A 22,430-nucleotide genomic window follows, 5' to 3' on the forward strand; every position below is an offset into this window, starting at 1 on the left:
TTTTTCAAGCATATCGTCTTTACGAGCGAGGGCGATAAAATCAGAAATAAAGAGATAAAAAACTATATCAATGTTTCGGTAGTAGTTGACATAGAGTGTGGGAACACAAACAATTAAATATTAAACTTTAGGGGTACTTGTTAAAAAAGTATCCCTTTTCAATGTAAGACGTTCAGAAATGAGCGTCTATTTTGAAATGAGCTGAAAGAACTTGAAAAAGATTAAATCTTATACAGATATCTGGAACGAGGAAAAAGTCTTGTATGCAATCAATGGCTTTAACTCGAAAAACGTCTAGAAATTAGGCGTTCCAGCACAGAAAAACTTCCGGAAAAGTCTGTATCAGGAGATATAGGATTTGCCGGAAGTTTTATTAAAAACTGTTTATATCTGTATAACACAAAACAGAAATTATGCAGCGTAATACTGGCCTGATCTGAATGTTTTATTTCACGGAGATGGTATAAAATTGTTTAAATGTTTCTCCGGCAGCCAGTGTGTTGATATTTTGTTTTGTAGAAAGCTCATCTGTAAAGCCAGTGTTGTCGCAGCGTCCCATCCAGGGTTCCAGGCAGACGAAAGGAGAGTCCGGTGCGCTCCAGATACCAAAATTCGGAAAGCCCTTACAAGTGAGCTCCACATAAGGAGTTCCATCTGGAAAGGCAATTCCCACCCGGGTTACCTGACTGTTATCAAACACAAGAGTATCGTTGTCAAAAAGCCTTCTGATGATGTGACAGCGTCCGTGCTTCAGAGCAAGCGGATAAGTTTTTCCTTCAAATACAGTTCCATGGGAAAGGTCCAGGAGACTGCAGGTAAGCTCTGATTCATCGTTGAAAGTAAGATAATACTGATCTTGAGAAGTACCTGGAATAGCAGGGACATTAAAAGCAGGATGTCCTCCGATTGTAAAGTACATGGTTTGAGAATCCTCATTGATAACGGTCCAGTGTACAGTCAGGTTTCCTCCGGAAAGTTCATGTGTGATGAGAAGCCGGAAATCAAAAGGATACATTTCCTTTGTTGAATCGGAAGAGGTTACAAGGTGGGTGACAGAGGTCTGTGAGGACTCTGTACAGGTGAATTCCATATCACGGACGAACCCGTGCTGTCCGCAGTGATAGGTTTTTCCGTTAATAAGACATTCATTCTCATAATAACGGCCTACGTTTGGGAACAGGACAGGGGCATGGCGATCCCAGTAAGCAGGATCGGCATTCCATAGTACCTGTCGGTCATTTGTTTTGTCATAGAGTTCAGTCAGCTCAGCGCCAAGATCATTGATCTGCACCCGAAGCTGATCGTTTTCCAGTGTGCGAATCATAATATACCCTCCAATAAAAAATTTGATGTATCAAGTATATCAGATTTCTGAAAAAATAACGAGAAAAACTGCACATATCAATGAAAAAATAATATGTGCAGCTTTTTAATATCCTGTTATTTAATTAATTTTCCACATCGGTTTCTTTTTCAGTTTCCGGCAGTTCTATAACAGCTTCAGTGATTTTATGCTTTGCAACAGATTTTACATGAATGCTCATACCGTTGCTTTCACAGGTGAACTGGCTGCCGTCCTCCGGAATACTGTCAATAATGCTGTAGATAAAACCGTTAAAGGTGTCATAATCCCCTTCCGGAAGGTTAAGATGAAGGGTATCAGCTACATCATCCATTTCTACATCACCGCGAACCAGCCATGAATTTGGAGAAATCTGCTGTATCTTTTCCGTATTTTCTTCATTTTCTTCATAGATATCGCCTACCAGTTCTTCAATCAGGTCGTGGAGAGTGGCAATACCGGACATTTCACCATATTCATCAAGAAGAACAGCAAAGTAATTCCGGGATTGCTTCATGTGATCAAAAAGCTTTGCAGCTTTCATGCTTTCCGGAATGAAATAAGCAGGCTTTACGGCTTTTGTCAGAATGTTTTCTCTGGTACGTTCATCCAGACAGAAGTAAGCTTTTGTATCCAGAATACCAATAATATTTTCTTTGGTTTCCTGACAGACCGGATAGTAGCTGTGACGATTCTGATAAATAATATTTTTCCATTCCTCAAGAGAATCTTCTGTATCCAGGACAATTACATCTGTACGGTGTGTGCAGACCTGTTCGGCGGTAATATCATGAAAATCAAAAATATTCTGAATAAATTCGTTTTCCTGTGTATCAATGACACCCTGGGCATTTCCTTCCATAAGCATCATCTGGATTTCTTCCTTTGTTACCTGTTCGTCGTCTTCGGCAGGATTGATCCCCATAAGCTTCAGAATCAGGTTAGTAGAGCCTGTAAGCAGGGATACCAGAGGGGAGAAAACCTTGGAAACTCCGTAGAGGGTAGGAGCAAGTCCAAGAGAAAGTGCCTCGGAGTTTTTCATTGCAATTCGTTTTGGTACCAGTTCGCCGAATACAATGCTAATATAGGAAAGAACAATAGTAATAATGACAACCGCAATGGAGTTCAGTGTTGCTCTGGGAACCGGAACGCCGATAGAAATCAGGGCATCTACGATCACGCCTGCAAAGTTATCAGATGCAAATGCACTGTTGAGAAATCCGGACAGAGTGATGGCAACCTGAATGGTGGCGAGAAAACGGGCCGGCTGTTCCGTAAGGAGAGAAAGTTTCTTTGCCCGCTTGTTGCCGTCCTCCACCAGATGCCGGAGTTTAGCCTCATTCATGGAGATAACGGCGATCTCCGCACTGGCGAAAACTGCATTCAAAAATGTAAATACAATAATCAGTATAACAGATCCTATCATGATTAAATTTTAATTCCCTTCTGTAAGTTAATAAGTAAACTGCCCCAGGGCAGGTAAAATGACAAAAAGGTATAGCCTATAAGCATGCTCACAGGCTATACCTCTATATATACATAATGACAATGCGGGAATCCATAATATTTATAGTATGATTTTCATCGGAATTGTCTTCCACGCAAAATTCACATCCTTTCTGCTTATTAATGAGAAAGATAGCATATTTCAGGTAAACTGTCAAGAAATAACTTGCTGTTTACGCCGCTCTCAGTTACGGACGAATGCCTGCGAATGGCTACAAAGACAACGGCCTTATGAATATAAAAATACTATTTAATTTAGAAAAGAAATATGCTATAGTTATTCCTGTAATACTATACCCGGGGTGAAGCCGGAGTTATTGGAGAAACGAAGATAACAGGGAGAATGCCGGAAGTATGTGCATGCCACACGCCGGGCGGACTTCCTGTTTTTATTTTGCAGGAAAATCTGTTTGTTTAAAGACAGATTTTCCGGAAAATGGGACATACAAAAACTAACAGAGATAAAGCGGGAGTTAAGGTGAAATAAGAAATGGAAGCAAGAGAGGTATTGACTAAATTTAAACAAAATGAGATCACTCTGGAAGAAGCAGAACATTATTTCCGAAAACAGCCTTTTGAGGAAATGGATTATGCAAAGCTGGATTCTCACAGAGAGATTCGAAGCGGATTCCCGGAGGTGATTTTTTGCAGCGGAAAAGCAGACGTCCATTTTACGCACATATTTAAAAAACTGTATGAAGAAAACGGCGAGGTATTCGGAACCAGAGCGTCCAGACATCAGTATGAACTGGTAAAAGAGATGTTTCCTCAGACGGAATATGATGAGATTTCGCATATTATCAAGATAGAAAAAGAAAAAAAGGAACGTGTGGGAAAGATTGCAGTGTGTACTGCCGGAACTGCTGATATTCCGGTAGCAGAAGAAGCTGCCCAGACTGCAGAATATTTTGGGGCAAAGGTAGAAAGAATCTATGATGTAGGGGTCAGCGGGATCCACAGACTTTTTTCCAGACTGGATGTGATCCAGGAGGCTAACTGTGTGATTGCTGTGGCAGGCATGGAAGGCGCCCTTGCCAGTGTGCTGGGAGGACTGGTGGATAAACCGGTGATCGCAGTACCTACTTCTGTGGGATACGGGGCAAGTATGCATGGACTTTCTGCGCTTCTGACAATGATCAATTCCTGTGCCAATGGGATTGCAGTTGTTAATATTGACAATGGCTATGGGGCAGGATATATAGCAACCCAGATCAACAGGCTTGGGTGCAGAGAAAAATAAAGGAGAGATTTATGGGAAGGACATTATATCTGGAATGTTATTCCGGAATCAGCGGGGATATGACGGTGGCGGCGCTTCTTGATCTGGGGGCAGATCAGAAAGTACTGGAAAAAGCACTTTCCAGTATCCGGGCTGACGGATTCCGTACAGAGATCACCCGGGTAAAAAAGTCCGGACTGGATGCCTGTGATTTTTCTGTGATACTGGATAAAAATCATGAGAATCATGACCATGATATGGAATATCTTCACGGCTATAGCAGGGAGCAGGCACATCATAGCCATACAGATGAGTATACACATATACATGACTGTACAGAGAATGATCATGTACATTTTTATATAGAAGAATCGGACAATGGGGAAGAACCTTCCCATGTAGAAGGAGCGCATCATGGGAAAGAGTTTTCTTACACAGAAGGAGTGCATCATGGGAAAGAGTTTTCTTACACAGAAGGAGTGCATCATGGGAAAGAGCTTTCTTACACAGAAGGAGCGCATCATGGGAAAGAATTTCCTCATACAGAAGAACCAGATTATGAACAAAGACCTTTTCATATCGGGGAATCAGGACATGCTCATGTGCATACTCATGAACACAGAGGAATGAAAGAAATCCGTGAGATTCTTTTGAATGCAGAGATGACAGAACAGGCAAAGAATACAGCGCTTCACATTTTTCAGATTCTGGCAAAGGCAGAGGCAAAGGCTCATGGAGTATCAGAAGAACAGGTACATTTTCATGAGGTAGGTGCAGTGGATTCCATTGTGGACGTTGTAGCAGTTGCAGTGTGTCTGGATAATCTGAACATTACAGAAGTGATCGTGCCAAGGCTCTGTGAGGGAACAGGATTTGTACGCTGTCAGCATGGGATGCTTCCTGTGCCTGTGCCGGCAGTTGTAAATATTGTGCAGCAGAATCAGCTTGCTTTAAAGATCACGGATGTTGAGGGAGAACTGGTAACGCCCACAGGGGCAGCTATTGCAGCTGCCATAAGGACATCCGATCGTCTTCCTGAAAAATTTACAGTAGACAGAACCGGAATTGGGGCAGGTAAGCGGAAGTATGCGTGTCCGGGAATTTTAAGGGCAATGTTGATCACTGCGGAAGAGAAAAAAGAGGATTCTGTGCAGAAAGATGTGATATGGAAACTGGAAACTAATGTGGACGACTGCACGGGAGAAGAACTTGGAAACGTAATGAATCTTCTTTTTGGCGCAGGAGCCAGGGATGTGTATTATACACCGGCTTATATGAAAAAAAATCGTCCGGCATGGATACTGTCAGTGCTTTGTACAGAAGAGGATATTGCTGTTCTGGAAGAAATTCTTTTTCGGCAGACAACCACTATTGGCATTCGGAGATGCCAGATGGAACGAACTGTTTTAAAAAGAGAAATTCAAAAGCTTTTGATGCCAGATGGGATGGCGACAGTAAAGATATGTACCCTTCCGGACGGAAGCAGAAGATGTTATCCGGAATATGAAAGTGTGGCAGTTTTTGCAGCAGAAAATCATATAAGTTACAGAGAGGCATGGGAACGGATCAGGAATTACTGGATAAAAGAAAGGTGAGGCATCAGATGAAAACAGGACTTGTTTTGGAAGGCGGAGCAATGCGTGGAATTTACACAGCGGGAGTTCTGGATGTATTTTTGGAAAACCAGATTCATTTTGACGGAGTGATCGGGGTTTCGGCAGGGGCGCTCCACGGCTGTTCTTTTGTGTCAGGCCAGAAAGGCAGAAGCATCCGGTATTATAAAAAATACAGGAATGACAAACACTTTATGAGTCTGTGGAGCCTGGTACACACAGGGGAAGTTGTGGGAAAACAGTTCTGCTATCATGAAATTCCGGAACGTCTGGATCCTTATGATTATGAAGCTTTTTTTAAATCGGATACCGCATTTTATGCAGTTTGTACTAATCTGGAAACCGGAAAGCCAGAATATATCAGAATTACAGATATGCTGAATCAGGTGGATGTGATGAGGGCTTCAGCGTCCATGCCGTATGTATCCCGGATTGTTGACTGGGAAGGCAAAAAGCTTCTGGACGGGGGCTGTACGGATAGTATTCCGGTCAGTCAGTTCCAGAAAATGGGGTATAAAAGGAATGTGGTGGTACTTACCAGAGAAGAGGGTTTTGTAAAAGAACCGGAAATGGTAAAACTGGCGGAGATTTATTATCACAGATATCCCAGATTTGTAGAGGCTTTGAAAAACAGACATGAAGTATATAATCAGACACTGGCAGATATCCGCACTATGGAAAAAAACGGAGAGGCATTTGTGATCCGCCCAAGTCGCAGACTGACTGTGGGAAGAATGGAAAGTGACATGGAAAAAATTCAGAAGATATATGAGCTTGGGAAAAAGGATGCAAAAAGGAATATCAATGCACTGAAAATGTGGTTGGCTCAGGAAGAGAAAATATAAAAGAAAGGCGTTAAAAAAGAAAAAGGAGATTTTTATGTTTGATACGATAGTAAATGTGATTAATCAGATGGACAAAATGGTTTGGGGCTGGTGGATGATCTTTCTGCTTCTTGGAACGCATATTTTTATGACGATCCGGACGGGATTTATACAGAGGAAGATTGGAAAAGCAATCAGACTGTCTGTGACAAAAGACCCGGATGCGGAAGGAGAGGTCAGCCAGTTTGGCGCTTTGACAACTGCTCTGGCATCTACCATCGGTACAGGAAATATCATTGGTGTGGGAACCGCGGTAGCGTTGGGCGGGCCAGGCGCTGTTTTCTGGTGCTGGATCACCGGTGTTTTTGGGATCGCAACCAAGTACAGTGAATCTCTGATCGCAGTGAAATATCGTGTGAAGACAAAAGATGGCAGAATGCAGGGCGGAGCCATGTATGCCCTGGAACGCGGGTTGAACATGAAGTGGCTGGGAATGATTTTTGCGTTTCTGGCAGGTTTTGCTTCGCTTGGAATCGGCTGTGCCACTCAGGTAAATGCCATTGCCACTGTCTGTGAGGAAAATCTGAATATTGCTCCGGCGTTGGTGGGAATTGTAGTGGCCGCTCTGACTGCTCTGGTTATTTTTGGAGGGATCCGTTCTATTGCAAAGGTATGTGAAAAACTGGTTCCTTTTATGGCAGCTTTTTATATTCTGGGCTGTGTGATCATTCTGGGACTGAATTTTGATTTTATTATTCCGGCAGTAAAAACCATCTGCAGGCTTGCCTTTACTCCGGGAGCCGCAGCAGGCGGTCTGGTTGGAAGAGGAATCATGATGGCAATGCAGTATGGAATCGCCAGAGGACTTTTTTCAAATGAATCCGGACTTGGATCCGCTCCTATTGCCGCCGCTGCAGCGCAGACAAGAAATCCGGTACGTCAGGCGCTTGTATCCAGCACCGGAACTTTCTGGGATACGGTGGTGGTCTGCCTGATGACAGGTCTGGTTCTTGTAACCAGCATTATGAAAAATCCGTCCATTGATATGTCCAATATTACGGACGGAGGAATCCTTACGACTTTGGCATTTCAGCAGATTCCGGTATTCGGTCCTGTTATTCTGGTTGTGGGGATTATTTCCTTTGCTTATTCAACTGTCCTCGGATGGGCTTATTACGGAGAGCGATGTGTGGAATATTTTGCAGGGAAGGCGGGACTGATCCCGTACAGAGTGATTTATGTTATTGTTGCAGCAGTGGCTCCGGTAGTTTCCCTGAATCTGGTATGGACGGTTGCAGATATTCTGAATGCGCTTATGGCAATTCCAAACCTGGTTGCAGTAATTCTTTTGTCAGATGTAATTGTAAAGGAAACAAAAAAATACATAAATGATCTTAATAAAAAAGACGATACTCCGGTAGAAGTGATCGACCGGTAAACAAAAAATCCGTATTGTATGTCTGAAAAATGGCGACAATGCGGATTTTTTACAAAAATATTAATAAAAAAAGAAAATAATATTGCGAAAGAGCTTCTGGTTTTGTATAATGAAGAATGGAAAATACCGTTAAGGAGTAAAAAAATGTTATTTAACTCGTATATTTTTATCCTGTTTTTTTTACCGGTAACTTTGCTGGGATATTATGGACTTCACAAATGTGGCAGACATACTCTGGCAAAGATTGAGCTGGTGTCTATGTCATTGTGGTTTTACGGATACTTTAATCCCAGTTATCTATGGATCATGGGAAGCAGCATCTGTGTAAACTATGTTCTCTCCCAGTGCCTGCAGAAGAAGTGGAAACTGGACAAAAGACAACTTATATTTTTGAAGAGGGGACTTCTGGCCGTCGGTCTTATATTTAATTTGGGACTGATTTTTTATTTCAAGTATTATGATTTCTTTGTTGATAATCTGAACAAAGCCTTTTCCACCAGTTTTGAACTTAAACATATTATTCTTCCTTTGGGAATCAGCTTTTTTACCTTCCAGCAGGTGTCCTATGTGATTGACTCGTACAAGGGAGAAACAAAAGAATATAACTTTGTGGATTATGCACTGTTTGTTACCTTTTTTCCTCAGCTGGTAGCCGGTCCCATTGTACTGCACAATGAGGTTCTTCCGCAGTTTGCAGACAAGAAGAACTGGAAGATTAATTCAGATAATATGTCCTATGGCTTATATTTATTTTCAGCAGGTCTTATGAAAAAGGTAATTATAGCAGACACGCTAAGTAAAGTGGTTAGCTGGGGCTATGGGAATGTGGATACAGGTATTACATCAATGGAAGGAATCCTGATGATGCTGTCCTACACATTCCAGATTTATTTTGATTTCAGTGGATATTCTGATATGGCAACAGGACTTGGATCCATGTTTAATATTAAGATCCCCATGAACTTTAATTCGCCGTACAAAGCAGTGTCTGTGGTGGATTTTTGGAACCGCTGGCATCTGACATTGACCCGTTTTCTTCGTACCTATGTATATTTTCCTCTGGGAGGAAGCCGGAAAGGTACAGTCCGTACATACATTAATATTATTATTGTATTCCTGGTCAGCGGATTGTGGCATGGGGCGAACTGGACATTTATTTTCTGGGGATTTCTTCATGGTCTGGCAAATGCGTTTACCAGAATGTTTAAAAAGCAGTGGGGAAGAATGCACACGGCTCTCCAGTGGATGCTGACATTTTTATTTGTTAATATAACCTGGATTTTCTTCAGGGCGGGAACAATTTCTCAGGCATGGTCTGTGATCAAAACGATTTTCAGTTTCCAGAATCTGAATGTAAGAGCAGGAATGCTCAATCAGTTTCAGCTGAAAGAAATTTCCATGCTTTATAACCATATTCCGGGAGTCAATGAAATTGTTTCATCTATCAGAGGATTTGATGCGCTCCTCTTCCTGGGAGGCTGCCTTTTTATCTGTCTGGCGTTCAGGAACAACCAGGAAAAACCTTTCCGTCCTACGGTGAGCATTGCGCTGGCAACGATTATATTCCTGGTGTGGGGGATTTTATCTCTTTCCGGTATATCGGAATTTCTTTACTTTAATTTTTAAAAGGAGACTGAGATGGACAGCCGTAAATTTATAAAACTTGTGCTTGGAGGAACTGCGGCAGTTTTGCTGTGTGTAGGAGGTGCCACTGTAGTTCTGGATCCGTTTTTTCATTATCATAAGGCGCTGGAAGGGGTGCAATATCCTCTTAATGACGGAATGGAACGGTACCTGAATGATGGAATTATCAAAACCTACGATTATGATGCTGCGATTGTGGGAACATCTATGATGCAAAATTTCAAGACATCGCAGTTTGACAGCCTTTTTGGTACAAAGTCCATAAAAGTGACTCTTACAGGAGAAACCTACTGGACTATCGATCAGGAAGTAAGAAAGGTACTAAAGGAAAATCCAGATACAAAGATTATTTTCCGGTGTTTGGATTATAATAAAATATTTCAGGATGAGAATGTACATAATTATGCTAACTATCCGGAATATCTTTATGACAATAATATTTTTAATGATGTGAATTATCTTCTGAACAAGGATATTTTTCTGAACGATACTCTTGATGTAGTTAAGCATAATCTTCAGGGAAAACCTACCACTACAATGGATGAGTACAGTTTTTGGGAAAAAGAACACCCGGTAGGCAGAGAGAAGGTAATGAAAAGCTATGAAAGACCGGCAGAAAAGACAGACCAGAAGCCTTTCACGGAAAAGGACAGACAGGCAGTTACACACAATGTGGAAACGAATGTACTGGAAACAGTGAGAGAAAATCCGGACACCATGTTTTATTTCTATACGCCGCCGTACAGCATTGCCTGGTGGGATTCGGAATACCGCAAAGGGATGCTTGAACGCTACTGTGAAGCAGAAAAGCTTCAGGCAGAGCTTTTGCTCCCCTATGACAATGTACGTCTTTATACCTTTGCAGATCAGTATGAGATTATAACAGATCTTGATCAGTATATGGATATTTTTCACTATGGTTCTGCAGTCAGCAATCAGATCATCGACTGGATCTATGAGGGAACAGGTCTTCTGACAGCAGACAATTATAAGGATAAAATTGACTCTGTAAAAGAATATTATATGAATTACGACTATGATGACGTGTTTGGGGGAGAGGGAAATGTCTGAACACAGCTTACAGATCATTGCGCATATCCACAATGACTTTCCGGAAAAATTCGGCGTTCCTCATCAGAGCGGATGGCTGAAAGAGCAGAAAGCTCAGATTATTTTTGAGCCGGAATACAGAATGCCGGAAGCTTTCCGGGGAATTGAAGAATATGATTATATCTGGCTGATCTGGCAGTTTTCAGAGGCAGTGGAAAAAGGGTGGAGCCCTACGGTGCGTCCACCCAGACTGGGAGGAAATGTGCGGAAAGGTGTTTTTGCCACCAGATCCCCCTTTCGCCCCAATCATCTGGGACTGTCCTGTGTACGCCTGGAAAAGGTGGAGCGGCATCCGAGCCTGGGAACCATACTTTACGTATCAGGCGCAGACCTTATGAATGGAACCCCTGTCTTTGATATTAAGCCATACCTTCCTTATGTGGAAAGTCATCCGGGGGCGTCAGGAGGCTTTACCGATCAGATTGAGAGGAGTAGACTTACCGTGGAGTTTCCGCTGGGATTACAGGAGAAAATTCCTGCGGAGCAGAGAAGGGCTCTTATTGAGGTTTTGGAAAACGATCCCAGACCGGGATACCAGGAGGATCCAGACAGAGTCTACGGACTCTCTTATGGAACTAAAAATATAAAATTTCGTGTAAAAGAAAAGGTTCTGACAGTCTGCGAAGTTACAGATTATAAAAAAGAACAAAAATCTTTTGACAAATAAAGAATACTGTGGTAAGCTATTTGTAATGAGTTAGCAAATGCTAACTCAAAAATTTATCTTTAAGTTAGTCTTGAACAACAAAGGAGAGCGGGATATGAGTGTTGTAATCGTAGGTGGCAATGAGCGTATGGTATGTCAGTATGAAAATATCTGTAAAGGATATGGATGTAAGGCAAAAGTTTTCGCAAAAGAAAAAGGCACTATGAAAAAGAAAATCGGGGCGCCGGATCTTCTGATTCTTTTTACCAACACAGTATCTCACAAAATGATCAACTGTGCGGTGGAGGAAGCAAAGAGAAAATCTATTCCCGTATGCAGATGCCACAGCAGCAGTGCGTCTGCGCTGGAAAATATTATGAAGGAATATTGTGCGTAAATATCGATAAAATGAAACATAAATTTCGCTAAAATCAAAGAAATACTTGCAAAAATCTTCCTTTTTCAATAAAATAAAAGTCAGATTTTCTATTATGCTGTTTCCGCAAAGGGACAGCTGTTAAATGAAGAAGGGTGAGAGGAAGTATTATGAAAAAAGTGGTGAAATTTGGAGGAAGCTCTCTGGCAAATGCAGAGCAGTTTCGCAAAGTCGGAGATATTATCCGCAGTGAAGAAAGCAGACGTTATGTGGTGCCGTCTGCGCCCGGAAAGAGGTTTTCCGGTGACACAAAGGTAACGGATCTTCTGTATGCATGCTATGACAGAGCTGCCCGGGGAAAAGAATTCGACGGCATTTTTCAGGAAATTAAAGAGCGTTATTATGAGATCATCAGAGGGCTCGAGCTGAAACTTTCTCTGGAGGAAGAATTTGCTCAGATAGAAGCAGACTTTAATGCTCAGGCAGGCACAGATTATGCAGCGTCCAGAGGTGAGTTTTTAAACGGAAAAATTATGGCAGCGTATCTTGGCTACGAATTTATTGACGCTGCATCGGTGATTCGCTTTGATAAGAACGGAAATTTTGACGGGGACAAAACAGACCGTCTTCTTGGCAAACGACTTTCCAAATGCGAACGCGCGGTGATACCGGGATTTTATGGGGCAAAGGAAGACGGAACGGTCCAGACATTTTCCAGAGGAGGTTCTGATGTGACGGGCTCTCTTGTTGCAAGAGCAGTCCATGCAGATATTTATGAGAACTGGACAGATGTTTCCGGTTTTCTTGTGACAGATCCAAGGATTGTGGAGGATCCGGCTGTGATCGAAACAATCACTTACAGAGAGCTTCGAGAGCTTTCTTATATGGGTGCAACCGTGCTCCATGAGGAAGCGATTTTCCCGGTCAGAAGAGAAGGAATCCCCATTAATATCAGAAATACCAACCGTCCTCAGGACAGGGGAACCTTTATTGTGGAAAGCACCTGCCGCAAGCCCAGATATGTGATCACAGGAATTGCAGGAAAAAAAGGCTTCTGTTCTATCAACATCGAAAAATCCATGATGAACAGTGAGGTAGGCTTTGGAAGAAAGATTCTTCAGGTTTTTGAAGACCAGGGAATTAATTTTGAGCATGTTCCATCCGGAATTGATACTATGACTGTTTATGTTCATCAGGATGAGTTTGAAGAGAAAGAGCAGCAGGTGATCGCAGGTATTCACAGAGCCGTACAGCCTGACTTTGTGGAAATGGAATCAGATCTTGCTTTGATCGCTGTTGTGGGACGTGGAATGAAATCTCAGAGAGGAACTGCAGGACGTGTATTTGCAGCTCTGGCTCATGCCCATGTAAACGTAAAAATGATCGATCAGGGTTCCAGTGAGCTGAACATTATCATAGGCGTTGAGAACCGTGATTTTGAAACTGCGGTAAAAGCAATCTATGATATTTTTGTGGAAACACAGCTTTAAATGAAAAATAATCATGTAATAAAAAATTCCAGATTTGTTCTGGAATTTTTTTAGTTCGTCCCGTTTTATTGGGTTGACACAAACGTCTGTTTGGAATAAAATAACTACAAACAAATGTTTGGGAGGCCTATATGGTTATTCAGGAGTCAATGACAATAATGGAAAAGCTGGAAATACTGGCAGATGCAGCGAAGTATGATGTTGCCTGTACTTCCAGCGGCACATCCAGAAAAGGGGACGGAACAGGGATTGGAAACAGTATTTCGGCAGGAATCTGCCACAGTTTTGCAGGAGACGGAAGGTGTATCAGCCTTCTGAAAGTTCTTTATACCAATGAGTGTGTATTTGACTGCAAATATTGTGTGAACCGTGCTTCCAATGACGTGATTCGGGCAAGCTTTACTCCGGAGGAGATCAGCAGGCTTACAATAGAGTTTTACAGAAGAAATTATATTGAAGGTCTGTTTTTAAGTTCCGGGGTAAAGGGATCACCGGATACCACCATGGAGGAGCTGATCCGTTCTGTGGAAATTTTAAGAAAACAGTATCATTTTCAGGGGTACATTCACCTGAAAGCAATTCCGGGCGCTTCACCGGAACTGATCCAAAAGGCAGGCTATCTTGCGGATCGTATGAGCGTAAATCTGGAACTTCCCACTGCAGAGGGACTGAAAAAACTGGCTCCTCATAAAAGCAGGACTACGATTCTCCGTCCTATGAAGCAGATCAGGAACAGAAGGGAAGAAAACAGACAGGAACTGGCCCTTTACCGGCATGCTCCGGAATTTGTGCCTGCCGGACAGAGCACCCAGATGATCGTAGGAGCGGTGGGAGAAAGTGATTTTCAGATTGTTTCAGTTGCAGAGGCTCTGTACAGGCAGTTTTCTCTGAAAAGGGTATTTTATTCTGCTTTTGTAGCAGTAAATGAAGATAAAGATCTTCCTTTGCTTCCCCAGGGACCGCCGATTTTAAGAGAGCACAGGCTGTATCAGGCAGACTGGCTTCTCAGATTTTATGGTTTTCGGGCAGAAGAGCTTTTGTCGGAAAAGCATCCGAATTTTAATCTGTTCCTGGATCCCAAATGTGACTGGGCTATTAGCCATCTGGAATGTTTTCCTGTGGAGATCAACCGGGCAGATTACCGGACGCTTCTTCGGGTTCCGGGAATCGGCGAGAAGTCTGCAAGAAGGATTCTGGGCGCCAGGAGATATCATACGCTGGATTTTTCCGACCTGAAAAAGATCGGGGTGGTGATGAAACGCGCAGTGTATTTTATTACCTGCAACGGAAGGCAGATGTACCCGGTAAAGCTGGATGAGGATTATATAGTAAGGAATATTCTGGGATCAGGCACAGGGAATAATCCTGCAGATACCGGGATTACCTACAGGCAGCTGTCACTGTTTGATGCAGATCTGGCTGCGCCGGGAATGGAAGGGGTGAACGTTTGTGGAGTATAAAAAGAAAATACTGATCTGCGAAGATACTATGGAAGGGATCTTTACGGCTGTTTATGATGGCTGGCGTTGGGCAAATAGAGGATTTTCCGTGGGAATTGCTGTCAGAGAGCCGGATTATCCGGAACTTTTTGCAGAAACTGTGGAGATCGTTTCGGACTCCGTCAAGACCTTTAAGGTTGCCCGAACTATAAAAAACCGGCTTGGAGGGAAGGTTTATGAGGCTGTGTGTTATGCAGCGGTATCTCTTCATCCGGAAAAAGGAACAGCAATCTTTTATCTCCTTCGCAGAGCGTTGGAAAATGGAAAAACAGATACACGGGTGCTGGAAGCTCTGGCAGACCCGGCAGTGAGTCTTGTCTCCTCCCTTCAGGTAAAGGTATGGCATGAGATCCACAGGTTTTATGGTTTTGTGCGGTTTCGAGAGATTGGCAATGGAGTTCTTTTTTCGGAAATCCAACCGGAAAATAATATCCTGGAACTTCTGGCACCCCATTTTTCTGATCGTTTTCCAAATGAAAACTGGATGATCTACGACAAAAAAAGGCAGAAGGTTCTGGCGCATGAGCAGGGAAGAGAATGTACTGTTTATGTACAGGCAGTATTAAATACAGAAGAGATGGATCCGGTGCAGTCAGATGAGTATGAGAATCTCTGGAAAACATTCTGCAGTCATATTACCATATCCGAAAGGAAGAATCCCGGTATTCAGAAGCAATTTGTTCCATTAAAATTTCGTTCAAATATGCTGGAATTCAGCTGAAAAAGTACCTGAAAAACAGAGAAATACATAGAAAAATTGTATAATAAGTCGAAAAATATGAAGAAAATTTGAATACTGTTGACAAATTCTTTACAGGGTGACAAAATATCGCCTGGTGCAGAAAACATTAGGAGGATGAGAAAAATGAAAGAACATCAGATTATGTTAAATGCCACAGAGGATGTAAAGGAATTCGTCAATGCGGCAAGCAAATGTGATTTTGACATTGATATTTCATATAACAGAATTATAATCGACGCAAAATCCCTTTTGGGAATTCTCAGCATGGATCTGACCAGAAAGCTTACTGTCAGATGTTATGGAGAAAACACTCATTTCAATGAAGTTATAGCAAAATTTGCAGTTGCATAAACGATTACAGATGTCAGAGGCGCATAACCTGGGAACAGGTATGCGCCTTTTCAGAATAGGAAGAATTTAGCTTTAATGGAAAAATTTATTAATGGAAGATTTTAGATTTTGGGGGAAGCAGAAAAACTATGGAAAAGAAAATAGTCCGTATTTCTGTCCGTAATCTTGTAGAATTTATTTTGAGAAGCGGAGATCTGGACAGCGGAAGCGGTGTGCAGGATAAGGAGGCAATGCTGAAGGGAAGCCGTATCCATCGCAAAATCCAAAAGCAGATGGGAGGCAGCTACCGGCCTGAGGTTTCTCTGAAACAGGACACGGAATATGATGATCTGATCCTTCGGGTAGAGGGAAGAGCGGACGGGATTTTTACAGAAGAGGAAAGTGTGTGTATTGATGAGATCAAAGGCGTTTATAAAAAACTGGAACATCTGGAAAGTCCTGTGGAGATCCACAGAGCTCAGGCCATGTGTTATGCCTGGATTTATATGCTGCAGAATGATCTGGAAAAAATAGATGTTCAGATGACATATGCTCATCTGGATACAGAAGAAATCCGTCGGTTTCGGGAATCTTTTTCTAGGAAGGAGCTGGAAACCTGGTACCAGAAACTGACGGCAGAATATCACAAATGGGTGTCTTTCAGGCTAAGCTGGCAGGAAAAAAGAAATGCATCTATGGAAAATCTGGAATTTCCCTTTCCCTACCGCAAGGGACAGAGAGAAATGGTTGCCGGAGTTTATCATGCTGTTTCCAGCAAAAGGCAGATTTTTGTACAGGCGCCTACAGGAGTGGGAAAAACCATGTCCTCTGTATTTCCTTCTGTGCGGGCAATAGGAGAAGGAAAAGGAGATCTGCTTTTTTATCTGACGGCAAAGACCATTACCAGAACTGTTGCTCAGGATGCGTTTGAGATTCTCAGGAAAAAGGGACTTCTTTTTCAGACAGTAACCATCACTGCAAAGGAAAAGCTGTGCTTTTGTGAAAAAACGGAATGTACACCTGAGAAATGTCCCTATGCAAAAGGACATTTTGACAGAGTAAATGATGCAGTTTATGAGCTGTGGACGGGGGAGCAGTCCTTCAGCCGCGAAAAGATTTTGGAACAGGCAGAAAAATGGAAGGTGTGTCCTTTTGAAATGTGTCTGGATCTCAGCTCCTGGGTGGATGGGATCATCTGCGATTATAATTATGTGTTTGATCCCAATGTGAAACTGAAGCGCTTTTTTGGAGACGGGGCATCCGGAGATTATATTTTTCTGATTGATGAAGCGCACAATCTGGCGGAACGGGGCAGGGAAATGTACAGCGCCTCTCTTGCCAGAGAAGATATTATGGAAATCAGGAAATATATAAAACCTTACAGCGCACGTCTTTACCGGACTTTGGGACGGGCAGCCAGACAGTTCCTTGAAATTAAAAAGGAGGGAGAGCCGGAAAGAATTCTGGAAAGTACAGGCACTCTGCCTATGACTCTGCTTCAGGCCCAGGGAGAAATGGACAGGCTGCTGGAGGAGCCGCCTTCCCAGGAGGTTGTGGACAGAATCCTTGACTTTTATTTTGAGGTCCGTGATTTTCTGAATATCTCAGAGCTTGTAGATGAGAATTATGAAATTTATACCTCAGAGGGAGAAGATGGGAAATTCAGGATACGGCTTTTCTGTGTAAATCCGGCATCTAACCTTCAGGAATGTCTGAATAAAGGGAAAAGTGCGGTGTTTTTTTCGGCTACCTTGCTTCCAATGCAGTATTACAGAAAAATCCTCAGCACAAGAGAAGATGACTATGGCATTTATGTGCGCTCTCCCTTTGATCCGGAGAAACGGTGTATTCTTACTTGTGTAGATGTAAGCAGCCGGTATACCAGGAGAGGCTATGAGGAATACCGCAGGATCGCAGAATATATTGCCCGGATGGCCTGGCAGAAAAAAGGCAATTATATGGTGTTTTTTCCATCATATAAGCTTCTTGAAGATGTAAAGCAGGTGTACGATCAGGAATTTGCAGCAGATTGGGTAACATGCGTGTGCCAGACTCCGTCTATGAATGAGAGAGACAGGGAAGAGTTTCTGGAAAGATTTAAAGAACAGGGAGAAACCACGCTTTTGGGCTTTTGTATTATGGGCGGGATTTTTTCAGAGGGGATCGACCTTATGGGAAATCGTCTGATCGGGACTGCCATTGTAGGTACAGGACTTCCTCAGGTAAATATAGAAAGGGAAGTTTTAAAAAAGCATTATGACAGGCTTGGAGAAAACGGATTTGATTATGCATACCGGTTTCCCGGAATGAATAAGGTTCTGCAGGCAGCCGGGAGAGTGATACGCACAAAAGAGGATGTGGGCTGCATTCTTCTGATGGACGAAAGATTTAGAAGCGCCGGGTACCGCAGCCTTTTTCCGGAAGAATGGAATGATGTACATATTTGCAGAATGGGAAATGTGGAGTATATTCTGAAAGATTTCTGGAAACGCAATGTGCTTGACATCCAATGAAATTCAGGTATACTGTAAAAAATGCAGCGGTAAAAGATGTTACTGTTCACACTGTCCGGGAAACTTTTGTCAAAGTAACCTCCAAAGTACCTTTGATGACGGTGTTTTCCGGTATGTATCGGTGTAGTGGCAAAATGTGTCAAAACATCCGGCGGAATATAAGATGTGAACAGTCAGTAAAATACTGCTGATTAGGATAAGTATGGAATACCCCGGTAAATTCTGGGAGAAAGGAACGTCTGATCTTTAAAAGAGATCGGACCATAAAAGATTTATGCCTGGAATATTTTTTCGGCGTGCAGTGACTGCCGGCATTCTCTGTCTGTCCGTGGGGCTGACAATGCCCGTATATGAAGCAGAACAGGAATCAGAAAGCATTTTGTCCTCAGTGGGTGAGGCACAGGTAAAGCCTGTTGGAGACGGGGCGGGAACCTATCTTTTAAAAAGTGAGGGATTTTACTGTCTGAAGGAAGATGGAACCAGACATACAGAACCGGCGGTTCATTATTTTGATCATATGGAAATTGACGGAACCGTTCTGGATGGTTTTTATTATCATGATGAGTCAGGCCATTTTGAAGCCGGAAATCCCCGTATTGTTCAGCTTAGCGGACTGACCTGTATGGATCCGGGCAATGAGGGGGCAGAGGCAGAGTTTGACGGTCTGTATATGGCAGCTAATCTGGGAAAGCTTACTGCGGCGCCTCAGATCAGATATATGACCGGTCTTACAGTTGATAAGATTTCCTATGAAGGATATTACTTTTTTGATGAAAACGGTAGGATGATCACGACTCCTGGATATCATGAGGTGGAAATGACCTCCAACGGTCAGAAATTTTCAGGAACTTATTATTTCGGAGGAGAGAACGGCGTTCTGGTTCAGGCAGAAGGGACTACTCCGGAGGGATTTCCTGTAGATGATACCGGAAGGGTTTCCGATATTGAGAACCTTGGAATGGATACTCTAAAGCCGCGGCTTGAATCCATGCTCTCTGAATATGACGGAGTCTGGAGCGTTTATGTAAAAAATCTGAATACAGGGGAAGAAATTCTTCTGAACGAAACACCTTTGTACTCTGCCAGTTTGATCAAAGCCTTTGTGATGGCAGAAACCTATGAAAATATGGAAGACGTACTGACACATGAGGAAGCGCTTATGAAGTCAGATCGTGCGGCAGCGGAAAAAAAGGTGGACGATCTTCTCTGGAACATGATCACTGTCAGCGATAATGAGTCCTGCAATGAGCTTGGCAGGTTGCAGTCAGAAAAACATGATTTTCTTGACGGTGCAAAAAAGGTAAACGAATATCTGAAAAAAGAGGGATATGAGAATACTTCCTATCAGAGTACCCTGCATCCGTCTTCTTCCCCGAAACTGAATCTGGGAGGCCATAATACAACAACTGTAAAAGACTGCGGAATTCTTCTGGAAAGGATTTTCCGGGGGGAATGTGTCAGTGAGGAGGCCTCTGCAGAAATGCTCGACCTTTTGATGAATCAGAAAAATACTGCCAAGATTCCCTCTGGGATCAGTGCAGACATTCCAATCGCCAACAAAACTGGTGAAACAGATTCCGATCAGCACGATATGGCGATCGTGTATGGTCCAAAAACAACCTATATTCTCTGTGTAATGTCTGAGGATTTTAAAAGTGGAAGCGAAGCCATTGACAATATCAGGAGTATTTCGGGAGTGGTCTATAATTATCTGAATCTCTCCTGAAAGAAACATAATTTTTTTGCTTGACCCTTATAATTTTTTGATATAAAATAAAAACAGAACAGAAAAAGAAAGGAGATCTGAACATGAACGTAGTATATACAGATAAAGCTCCGGCAGCAATTGGACCATATTCTCAGGCAATTATTTTAAACGGAGTATTATTCACTTCCGGACAGATCCCGGTAGATCCGGCTACAGGAGAAATCGCAGGAGATACTATTGAAGCTCAGGCAGAGCAGGTAATGAAAAATCTGGAGGCTGTGGCAAAGGAAGCCGGAACAGACCTTGCAAACGCTGTAAAAACAACCTGTTTCCTTGCTGATATGGGTGATTTTGCAGCATTTAATGAAATTTATGCAAAATATTTCGTAAACAAACCTGCACGTTCCTGTGTGGCTGTAAAAACGCTTCCGAAGAATGTTCTCTGCGAAGTGGAAATGATCGCAGCTGTTGAGAAATAAGATCTGACAGGAAATAAGCAGAAGCTCAAAATGCATTTCAACGAACAGTAACAGCGTAATATAAGGGAAATCCCCGGAGGGAATCTGGGGGTTTCTTTTTGTGTGGAAATCATGTATAATATCAGACTGTAATAGTATATCTGAAATCAGGAGGAAAGAAATAAATGCGAGTCGATACGGATGACTTTGGCCGACCTTGCAGGTGCGGGAGAGAACATCATACAGAAGTAAAGGAAATCATGATAGAAGAGGGTGCTGTTAAGAAGCTTGAAGAAGCCATGTCAGATGGATTCCTGAAGGAATATATTTCTCCGCTTCTCATCTGCGATACCAATACGCTGAAAGCCACAGAAGAATGTATGGAAGATATTTATGACCGCTGCCAGGTCCTGACACTGGACGCAGAGGGACTTCATGCAGACGAACATGCTGTGGAGATCGTGGAGAATTATATGGAAGAAGATATTGACCTGATCCTGGCAGTAGGAAGCGGAACCATTCATGACATCAGTCGATATCTGGCTTATCAGTACAAAATTCCCTTTATTTCCGTTCCCACTGCGGCCAGCGTGGACGGATTCGTATCAAATGTTGCGGCAATGACCTGGAAAGGTCTGAAAAAAACAGTACCGGCAGTAGCTCCTTTAGCTGTATTTGCGGATACTGATATTTTTGCTCATGCTCCCAAAAGGCTGACTGCCTCAGGTGTTTCAGATCTTCTGGGAAGATATATCTGTCTTACAGACTGGAAGATCGCCAGCCTTCTGACAGGTGAATATATCTGCAATGAAATTATAGAAATGGAAGAAAAAGCCCTGAAAACTGTTTGCAGCTGTGTGAAAGGGATTGCCTCAGGTGAGCCGGAGGATTGTGAAAAGCTGATGTATGCGCTGATCCTTTCCGGCCTTGCCATGCAGATGGCGGGGAATTCCAGACCGGCTTCCTGCGCGGAACATCATCTTTCTCATCTCTGGGAGATGGAAGTGGTAAACGGACCTCTGGATGCCCTTCACGGCGAAAAAGTTTCTGTTGGGACTCTCCTTGTACTGAGAGAATACAAAAGGCTTGCGCGGGCAATAAGAGAAGGGCGCTGTCAGCTGAGAAACTGTGAGGAAGATGCTGCTCTCCTGGAGAAATATTTCGGTTCCAGAGGTATTCTGGAAGCAATACAGAAAGAAAATGACCCGGAGTTGCTCTGTGAGATAAATCCTTCCAGGCTGGCAGACAGTCTGGATGTGATCGCAGAGATGATAGAGGAACTTCCGGAAGAGGAAGAGCTGCTTCATCTGATGGAACTGGCAGGCTGTAAAAAAAGTGTTTATGAGATCGGACTGACAGATGAGATCGTGTCTGTCAGCCTGAAACTGGCGCCCTATGTGAAAAGAAGCCTGAGCTTTTTGAGAATCAGCCGGCTTCTGGATGTGAAAGGAGAATGACCATGAGAGTTGGAATGGGATATGATGTACATAAACTGACAGAGAACCGTGATCTGATCCTTGGAGGCGTGAACATCCCGTGGGAAAAAGGGCTTCTGGGACATTCGGATGCAGACGTTCTGATCCATGCTGTTATGGATGCTCTTCTGGGAGCAGCGGCTCTGGGGGACATCGGAAAACATTTTCCGGATACAGACCCTGCCTACAAGGGAATATCCAGCGTAAAGCTTCTGACACATGTGATGGAGCTTCTGAGACAAAATCATTTTTCTGTGGGAAATGTAGATGCTGTGATCATTGCCCAGAAACCGAAGATGGCGCCTCATATTCCTCAGATGCGCAAAAATCTGGCTCAGGCAATGGGCGTGGAAGAAAACAGAATTAATATCAAGGCAACAACTGAAGAAGGGCTGGGCTTTACCGGACGAGGAGAAGGAATTGCCTCTCAGGCGATCTGTCTTCTGGAAGAAGTTTAAAGTCTTGGAATCAGGAGAAATTGTCATTACCGAAAAACA

General features: G+C 43.0%; 19 protein-coding genes. 17 read left to right on the plus strand and 2 right to left on the minus strand.

Features of this window, described 5'->3' with window-relative positions; genetic code table 11:
• Positions 1-445: 445 nt before the first annotated feature.
• Positions 446-1,324: an aldose 1-epimerase family protein gene (locus LU279_RS08955; RefSeq protein WP_274422206.1), complete on the minus strand. Its 879-nt coding sequence runs from the start codon at positions 1,322-1,324 to the stop codon at positions 446-448.
• Positions 1,325-1,448: 124 nt separating this feature from the next.
• Positions 1,449-2,768 carry a hemolysin family protein gene (locus LU279_RS08960; RefSeq protein ID WP_274422207.1) on the minus strand — a complete coding sequence of 440 codons (1,320 nt, stop codon included), beginning with the start codon at positions 2,766-2,768 and terminating at the stop codon, positions 1,449-1,451.
• Positions 2,769-3,338: 570 nt separating this feature from the next.
• On the opposite strand from LU279_RS08960, the gene larB reads away from it, so the two are divergent.
• The 17 genes from larB (at position 3,339) to ispF (ending at position 22,391) form a co-directional block, all read left to right on the plus strand.
• Positions 3,339-4,088 (plus strand): nickel pincer cofactor biosynthesis protein LarB, encoded by a 750-nt coding sequence (larB, locus tag LU279_RS08965; RefSeq protein WP_274422208.1) that lies wholly within the window; start codon positions 3,339-3,341, stop codon positions 4,086-4,088.
• Between the two features lie 11 nt (positions 4,089-4,099).
• Complete coding sequence (gene larC / locus LU279_RS08970) at positions 4,100-5,662, plus strand: nickel pincer cofactor biosynthesis protein LarC (protein WP_274422209.1); 1,563 nt, start codon at positions 4,100-4,102, stop codon at positions 5,660-5,662.
• 8 nt (positions 5,663-5,670) lie between these two features.
• Positions 5,671-6,525 carry a patatin-like phospholipase family protein gene (locus tag LU279_RS08975; RefSeq protein ID WP_274422210.1) on the plus strand — a complete coding sequence of 285 codons (855 nt, stop codon included), beginning with the start codon at positions 5,671-5,673 and terminating at the stop codon, positions 6,523-6,525.
• 34 nt (positions 6,526-6,559) lie between these two features.
• Positions 6,560-7,942 carry an alanine/glycine:cation symporter family protein gene (locus LU279_RS08980; protein ID WP_274422211.1) on the plus strand — a complete coding sequence of 461 codons (1,383 nt, stop codon included), beginning with the start codon at positions 6,560-6,562 and terminating at the stop codon, positions 7,940-7,942.
• Positions 7,943-8,086: 144 nt separating this feature from the next.
• Positions 8,087-9,568 (plus strand): MBOAT family O-acyltransferase, encoded by a 1,482-nt coding sequence (locus LU279_RS08985; RefSeq protein WP_274422212.1) that lies wholly within the window; start codon positions 8,087-8,089, stop codon positions 9,566-9,568.
• Positions 9,569-9,580: 12 nt separating this feature from the next.
• Positions 9,581-10,657 carry a hypothetical protein gene (locus LU279_RS08990; RefSeq protein ID WP_274422213.1) on the plus strand — a complete coding sequence of 359 codons (1,077 nt, stop codon included), beginning with the start codon at positions 9,581-9,583 and terminating at the stop codon, positions 10,655-10,657.
• Entirely contained in the window at positions 10,650-11,363 is a 714-nt protein-coding gene (gene tsaA / locus LU279_RS08995; RefSeq protein WP_274422214.1) for a tRNA (N6-threonylcarbamoyladenosine(37)-N6)-methyltransferase TrmO, read from the plus strand. Before LU279_RS08990 ends, tsaA begins: the two co-directional genes overlap by 8 nt.
• A gap of 94 nt (positions 11,364-11,457) precedes the next feature.
• Positions 11,458-11,739, plus strand: a complete 282-nt coding sequence (locus LU279_RS09000) for a DUF2325 domain-containing protein (RefSeq protein ID WP_274422215.1) — start codon at positions 11,458-11,460, stop codon at positions 11,737-11,739.
• Between the two features lie 149 nt (positions 11,740-11,888).
• Positions 11,889-13,208, plus strand: coding sequence for an aspartate kinase (locus tag LU279_RS09005; RefSeq protein ID WP_274422216.1), 1,320 nt, complete (start codon positions 11,889-11,891; stop codon positions 13,206-13,208).
• 131 nt (positions 13,209-13,339) lie between these two features.
• Positions 13,340-14,668 carry a putative DNA modification/repair radical SAM protein gene (locus tag LU279_RS09010; RefSeq protein WP_274422217.1) on the plus strand — a complete coding sequence of 443 codons (1,329 nt, stop codon included), beginning with the start codon at positions 13,340-13,342 and terminating at the stop codon, positions 14,666-14,668.
• A complete protein-coding gene (locus LU279_RS09015; protein ID WP_274422218.1) occupies positions 14,658-15,428 on the plus strand; it encodes a TIGR03915 family putative DNA repair protein in 771 nt (256 codons plus the stop codon). Before LU279_RS09010 ends, LU279_RS09015 begins: the two co-directional genes overlap by 11 nt.
• 144 nt (positions 15,429-15,572) lie before the next feature.
• On the plus strand, positions 15,573-15,800 hold the full coding sequence (locus LU279_RS09020; protein WP_022068480.1) for an HPr family phosphocarrier protein: 228 nt from the start codon (positions 15,573-15,575) through the stop codon (positions 15,798-15,800).
• 128 nt (positions 15,801-15,928) lie between these two features.
• Complete coding sequence (locus tag LU279_RS09025) at positions 15,929-18,292, plus strand: ATP-dependent DNA helicase (protein WP_274422219.1); 2,364 nt, start codon at positions 15,929-15,931, stop codon at positions 18,290-18,292.
• Between the two features lie 340 nt (positions 18,293-18,632).
• On the plus strand, positions 18,633-20,018 hold the full coding sequence (locus LU279_RS09030; protein ID WP_274422220.1) for a serine hydrolase: 1,386 nt from the start codon (positions 18,633-18,635) through the stop codon (positions 20,016-20,018).
• An 83-nt stretch (positions 20,019-20,101) separates the two neighbouring features.
• Positions 20,102-20,479 (plus strand): RidA family protein, encoded by a 378-nt coding sequence (locus LU279_RS09035; RefSeq protein ID WP_022068483.1) that lies wholly within the window; start codon positions 20,102-20,104, stop codon positions 20,477-20,479.
• Between the two features lie 164 nt (positions 20,480-20,643).
• Entirely contained in the window at positions 20,644-21,915 is a 1,272-nt protein-coding gene (locus LU279_RS09040; RefSeq protein WP_274422221.1) for a sn-glycerol-1-phosphate dehydrogenase, read from the plus strand.
• Positions 21,916-21,917: 2 nt separating this feature from the next.
• The gene (gene ispF, locus LU279_RS09045) at positions 21,918-22,391 is read left to right on the plus strand and encodes a 2-C-methyl-D-erythritol 2,4-cyclodiphosphate synthase (protein ID WP_274422222.1); all 474 of its coding nucleotides are present in this window, start codon (positions 21,918-21,920) and stop codon (positions 22,389-22,391) included.
• Positions 22,392-22,430: the final 39 nt, after the last annotated feature.

Source organism: Blautia sp. XA-2221 (assembly GCF_028767025.1).
GTDB lineage: Bacteria > Bacillota > Clostridia > Lachnospirales > Lachnospiraceae > Blautia_A.